Below are 4884 nucleotides of genomic sequence, written 5' to 3'. Positions count from 1 at the left end.
GGGAAGCACCAGGCCTGCCCCGTGGTGCTTCCCCACCCCCACCCTCCCGCCGGCTTCGGCTTCGCCTCGCCGCTTCGCCTTCATGGTGTTGCGCAGGAAGTCACCCCGCCGACTTCCTGCGCAGAAACGGCTGGTTGGTTGACGCCCGAGCTTCGAGGACTCTCTTCACGACGTCGGGTCCATGAACCATCAGGCTGTGCAGTGCGCTGACCTGCCGGGCACCGGCCCACACTCCGGTGGTCGGTACGGCGAACTGCCGCAGTTCGATCCGTTCGGTCATGAACGCCGTGCCCGACCAGCCGAGGACACGGAGCAGTAGCAGGGTGGATGCTTCGGCGATCTCCGCCATCCGGTCGGTTTTCCTGAAGAGCGTCAGGAGCCCCGTTGGGTCCGCCGCCAACCGAGTCCAGAAGGGACTGACCCCGTAACGTCCGCGAAGGACGTGTTCCACCCGGCGGACGCTGCGTCGCACACCAGCCCGGAGGGCGGTGCCGCGTCAGCTGAGGATCTTGCTGTCGAATCCGTCGGCCAGAAGCCGCTGGTACGCATCAAGGACCGTCTCCGGAACATCTTGGGCGACGGCGAACCCATGCCTCGGGTACTCGATCACCCGCTGGAGGTCGCCCACGAGGCTGTCGATCACGAGTTGGCCGTCGCCGATGCTTTTCACGTAGTCGTTCAGGTTCATCGGGGTCGAGGTGCATACCGCCTCAGCCTCCGGCCACACCTTGCGGCATGTCGCGTATGCCCGGCGCTCCATGTAGGGCATGCTCACGAGCAGCACCGACCGTGCCTCGACGCCGGCGGCCTCCAGGACCTCACGGGAGAACTGGATGTTCTGGCCGGTGTTGCGGGCACGGGGCTCCTGGTGGATCGCCTGCTCGGGAACCCCGAGGGCGATGGCGTGCTCGGTGAAGTGCACGGCCTCACCGCGGGGGAAGAGCTCCGGCCGGGACGGTTCGGCCCACCGGTGAACACGACCTTCTGAACCAGGCCGTCCAGATACAGCATCGCCGTCTCGGCTGCCACGCCAAGGTCATGGCAGCCCAGGCCGATCGCCACATCGCACGGCCGCCGCTCGTGCCCCATCCGGTGGTATTCCCAGATCAGCGTGGCGTCCGCCCACTGCCAGTCGGTGATCTCGCGCTGCTGCGCGTCCGCCACGTTCTTCTCCCACTCACTGAAGGCACCGTGCTCGCTGGAATTCAGATCGGATGCCTCGGATGCTCCTTCGTTGGTGGGTCATACCGTACTTGTCCGCCATCACCTCGGCCCTGTCCAGCAGAGCGAACCCTTCCCCGGCCGTCGCGCGATCGGTCAGCGGGATGTGCCCGTGCGCGGTGGTCAGCCGCACGTCCTGCATGGGCGCCGAACCGTTGGTGTTCGTCCTCGCCACCTCGATCAACCGCACTGCCTCGCCGAGATTCCCCACACCGCGGTACGCGAGCGCGAGCTTCTGGTTCCCTGTCGCCCAGTCCTCCACCTCACCCAGGTTCTCGAACACCGGATCGCCGACTCGGCGATGCCGATGGCCTGTTCGTGCTCGCCCTGCTTGTCGAGCGAGGTTCCCACCCACAGGGCCGCCCGAGTCCGATCCCGTGTGCTGAGGCGGACGTCACCGGAAAGGTCCGAGTACTGGCCCGCCGCAGCCGAGAGCTGTCCGGACATCTCCGTCACCACAGCCAACGCCAGGTCCAACTGGGCCGTCCGCCGGGGGATATCGAGCTGGGTGTACAACAAGCGGGCCTTGGCGTACGAGGCCGACAGCGGGCCGAGCAATGCACCCTGATCACGGCGGAGGTCGCCCACCAGGGCCGTCGAGCGGGCCAGCAGGTAGAGGCCGCCGAGGCCGCACCGAACTGCCCTTCGCGGCCGGTCCGGGCAGGACTGGTCGCGTGTCGGTCTACAGCGAGACGAACGGGGTCGGCTTCCTCGCCGACAGGATGGCTCCGGACATGTCCTTCCGGCGGGCGGTGCGAGCCGTGGCGAGCGCGTTCGACGCCGGGGAGGTCCACCTGACCGGAGGGGAACCCACCCTGCACACGGAGGTGCCCGCGTTGGTCGCGGCGCTCACCGGCATGGGGCTGAGCGTCGGAATGACCAGCAACGGGGAGCGCGGTCGGCAGGTGATGCCGCAGTGTTCGGCGGCCGGACTCAACCGGATCAACGTCTCGGTGTTCGGCACGACCGCCGAGGAACTCGGGGCCGTCCAGTCCGAGCGGTTCAGGTCAGCGGGTCTGGCCGGGACGAAGATCCGCGCTGCGGAGCAGACCGTCCGGGCCGCCGTTGCCGACGGCGTCAAGGTGTCCGTGAACATCGTCGTTCCCGGAACGGCGCACGTGGACCGGGTCGTCAACCTGGTCGAGTCGTACGGCCAGTTCGCGGACGTGCGGATGCTCACCAGCATCCAGCACGGGCCGGAGTCGGTGGCGGCGATCTCCGAAGTGCTGGCCCGGGTCGGCGCGGAACCGGTGCTCCGGACGTTCACCGCCGGCACCTCCGACGAGCGCACCCTCTATCGGGCGCTCGGCAGCCGGGCGGTCTACGTCAAGCGGCTGCTGCCCGTGCGGCTCCCCGACACCTGCGCGTCGTGCCGGTTCAACAACGACACGGACTGTGAGGAGGGCTACTACGGCATCCGCCTGTACCTCGCCGAGCAGGGGGAGTACATGGTGGGCGTCTGCATCCAGCGGATGGACCTTTGCGTTCCGTTGGCCAAGCTGCCGAAGAGCGGGATCGTGGAGGAGGTGCAGGCCTTCAAGGATGCCGAGGTCCGGAGGCTGACGCGTGAGTACGGCGCTGCCGCCTGAGTGGCGGGCCCTGGCTGGTGGGGCCTTGGCGGCCTCGCTCGACCCGAGCGAGGCCGCCGGCCCGGCGGCGTAGGAAGTCGGCCCGGTCGACTTCCTACGCCCGGGGGTGTCCGGGCCCGGCGGCGTCGAGGCGGCGGACGAGGGCGCGCAGGGCGCGCAGTTCGCGGTCCAGGGCTTCGGCGCCGCGGGCGGTGAGGGAGACCCAGGTGCGGGGGCGGCGTCCGACGTAGCCCTTGGCGACGGCGACGAGGCCGGACTCCTCCAGGACCTTGAGGTGGCGGGACAGGTTGCCGTCGGTGGCGCCCAACTGCTCTTTGAGGAAGCCGAACTCGACCCGGTCGGCCTCGCGGGCGATGGTCAGGATGCCCAGCCGGACCCGCTGGTGGACGGTGTCGTCCAGGGCCAGGGTCGGGTGCTGCTCCCCGGCTTCGTCGGCAACGCTCATGAGGTGACCGTACGGGATGCCCCCGGTGTGCGGCGGGCCGCCGTCCACTGCGCCAGCCCGGCGGCGAGCAGGACCGCCGCCAGGAGCAGGGCCTTCGGCTGCGGGCCGTCGGCCCAGCCGCCGTCGCCCCGGTCGAGCCACGGCAGCCAGCCGCTCTCCCACGGTGCCGCGAGGTAGGCGGTGAGCAGTGCCGTGTGGAGGAGTCCGGCGGAGGCCGCCAGGGGGCTGCGCTCGGCGAGCCCGAGGACGATCAGGCCGATGCCGGCCACGTACCAGGGCGAGGCGTAGGTGTTCGCGAGCAGGGACAGGGCGAACGGCACGCGGTTCACGAACAGCAGGGCGAGCAGCACGGTGGTGGCCAGGATGCCGAGGCCGACCGCGGTGCCGAGCCAGCCGACACGGCGCGGGACGATCCCGCGGGCCTCGCCGCGCCGCCGGTACCAGCGGGACAGCACCAGCCAGGCGAGCGGGAGCAGCGCGTACCAGACGCCCCAGGCCAGGAAGCGGAGGACGGCTCCGTCGAACTCGCCGGTCCGGCACGGGCCGTCCGGGGTGTGCGACACGCAGAGGTCGATGAGCTCCGAGTAGGCGAAGGTCGGGTAGGAGGTGATGTCCCGCCCGTTGGCGCCGAAGTTGTAGGCCTGGCCGGAGATCGGCGCGGCGGCCAGGGCGAGCAGGCCGAACCCGAGCAGTGGCACCCCCGAGCCGCGCAGCCGTGTTCGGGTCCGGGCCCGGAGTCCTTCCGTCTCGGCGAGGAGTTCGGCCGGCCCGGCCCGGTGCTCTGTCGTCATGATCCACCCCTTGTCGCGCCCAATCGCTTTGCTGTGCCATGAACTTTGCATCGCAAAGTGAGCTGCCGTCAAGGGCACTTGGGGACGGCAGGCCCCGGGAACGCCGAGGGCCCGCACGTTCGACGCGAACGTGCGGGCCCTGCGAGGATTCGGGCTCAGCGGGTGGCGAGGGACTCCAGCAGGCGGTCGAGGGAGGTGCCGAGGCCCCAGCGGGCGGAGAGCTCCTCCAGGGTCATCGGGTAGAGCGGCTCGCGGGGGAGGGCCGGGTCGAAGTCCGGCAGCGGGGCGTCGTCGGCGACGCGGACGACCTTGGGGGCGACGTCGAGGTAGCCGGCGCCCTCGACGATGTTGCGGCGGCGGGCCGGGGTGAGCCTGGAGCCGAGGTCGAGGGCGGCGGTGCGGATGGCCGCGAGGTCGCCGTACTCGTTGATCAGCTGGGCGGCGGTCTTCTCGCCGATGCCCTTGACGCCGGGCAGGCCGTCCGACGGGTCGCCGCGCAGGGCGGCCATGTCGGCGTACTGGGCGCCGCGCACGCCGTACTTCTCCAGCAGCAGCGCGTCGTCGGTGACCTGGAGGTTGCCCATGCCCTTGACCGGGTAGAGCACCGTGATCCCGCGGGCGTCGTCCACCAGCTGGAAGAGGTCGCGGTCGCCGGTGACGATCTGCACCGGCCCGGCGGCGCGGGCGGTGAGCGTGCCGATCACGTCGTCCGCCTCGAAGTCGGGGGAGCCGACCCGGGCGATGCCGAGCGCGTCCAGCACCTGCTCGATCACCGGGACCTGCGGGGCCAGCGTGTCGGGCACCTCCTCCTCGCCGTCCTCGGCCGCCTCGGCGACCC

Annotated in this window: 6 protein-coding genes and 1 pseudogene; 1 reads left to right on the top strand and 6 read right to left on the bottom strand. The window is 70.7% G+C overall.

The window, feature by feature from the left end; all coding sequences use genetic code 11:
• Positions 1-100: 100 nt before the first annotated feature.
• The 3 genes and pseudogenes from ACIQOV_RS27695 to ACIQOV_RS27685 form a co-directional block, all read right to left on the bottom strand.
• Complete coding sequence (locus tag ACIQOV_RS27695; protein WP_401053056.1) at positions 101-349, bottom strand: hypothetical protein; 249 nt, start codon at positions 347-349, stop codon at positions 101-103.
• Positions 350-496: 147 nt separating this feature from the next.
• Positions 497-1089, bottom strand: a pseudogene (locus ACIQOV_RS27690) (YdcF family protein).
• Positions 1090-1177: 88 nt separating this feature from the next.
• Entirely contained in the window at positions 1178-1504 is a 327-nt protein-coding gene (locus ACIQOV_RS27685) for a hypothetical protein (RefSeq protein WP_401053054.1), read from the bottom strand.
• Between the two features lie 391 nt (positions 1505-1895).
• On the opposite strand from ACIQOV_RS27685, the gene ACIQOV_RS27680 reads away from it, so the two are divergent.
• Positions 1896-2810: a radical SAM protein gene (locus tag ACIQOV_RS27680; RefSeq protein ID WP_401053052.1), complete on the top strand. Its 915-nt coding sequence runs from the start codon at positions 1896-1898 to the stop codon at positions 2808-2810.
• A 94-nt stretch (positions 2811-2904) separates the two neighbouring features.
• On the opposite strand, the gene ACIQOV_RS27675 is transcribed toward ACIQOV_RS27680, so the two are convergent.
• From ACIQOV_RS27675 to ACIQOV_RS27665, 3 genes are all read right to left on the bottom strand, one after another.
• Complete coding sequence (locus ACIQOV_RS27675; protein ID WP_401053050.1) at positions 2905-3255, bottom strand: winged helix-turn-helix domain-containing protein; 351 nt, start codon at positions 3253-3255, stop codon at positions 2905-2907.
• Complete coding sequence (locus ACIQOV_RS27670) at positions 3252-4046, bottom strand: hypothetical protein (protein WP_401053048.1); 795 nt, start codon at positions 4044-4046, stop codon at positions 3252-3254. Before ACIQOV_RS27670 ends, ACIQOV_RS27675 begins: the two co-directional genes overlap by 4 nt.
• A 155-nt stretch (positions 4047-4201) precedes the next feature.
• On the bottom strand, positions 4202-4884 hold a 683-nt coding region (locus ACIQOV_RS27665; protein WP_401053046.1), incomplete at its 5' end, for a 5'-3' exonuclease H3TH domain-containing protein.

The organism is Kitasatospora sp. NPDC091257 (genome assembly GCF_044757675.1).
Classification (GTDB): Bacteria; Actinomycetota; Actinomycetes; order Streptomycetales; family Streptomycetaceae; genus Kitasatospora; species Kitasatospora lactacystinica.
This window is presented reverse-complemented; position numbering and strand designations above follow the sequence as displayed.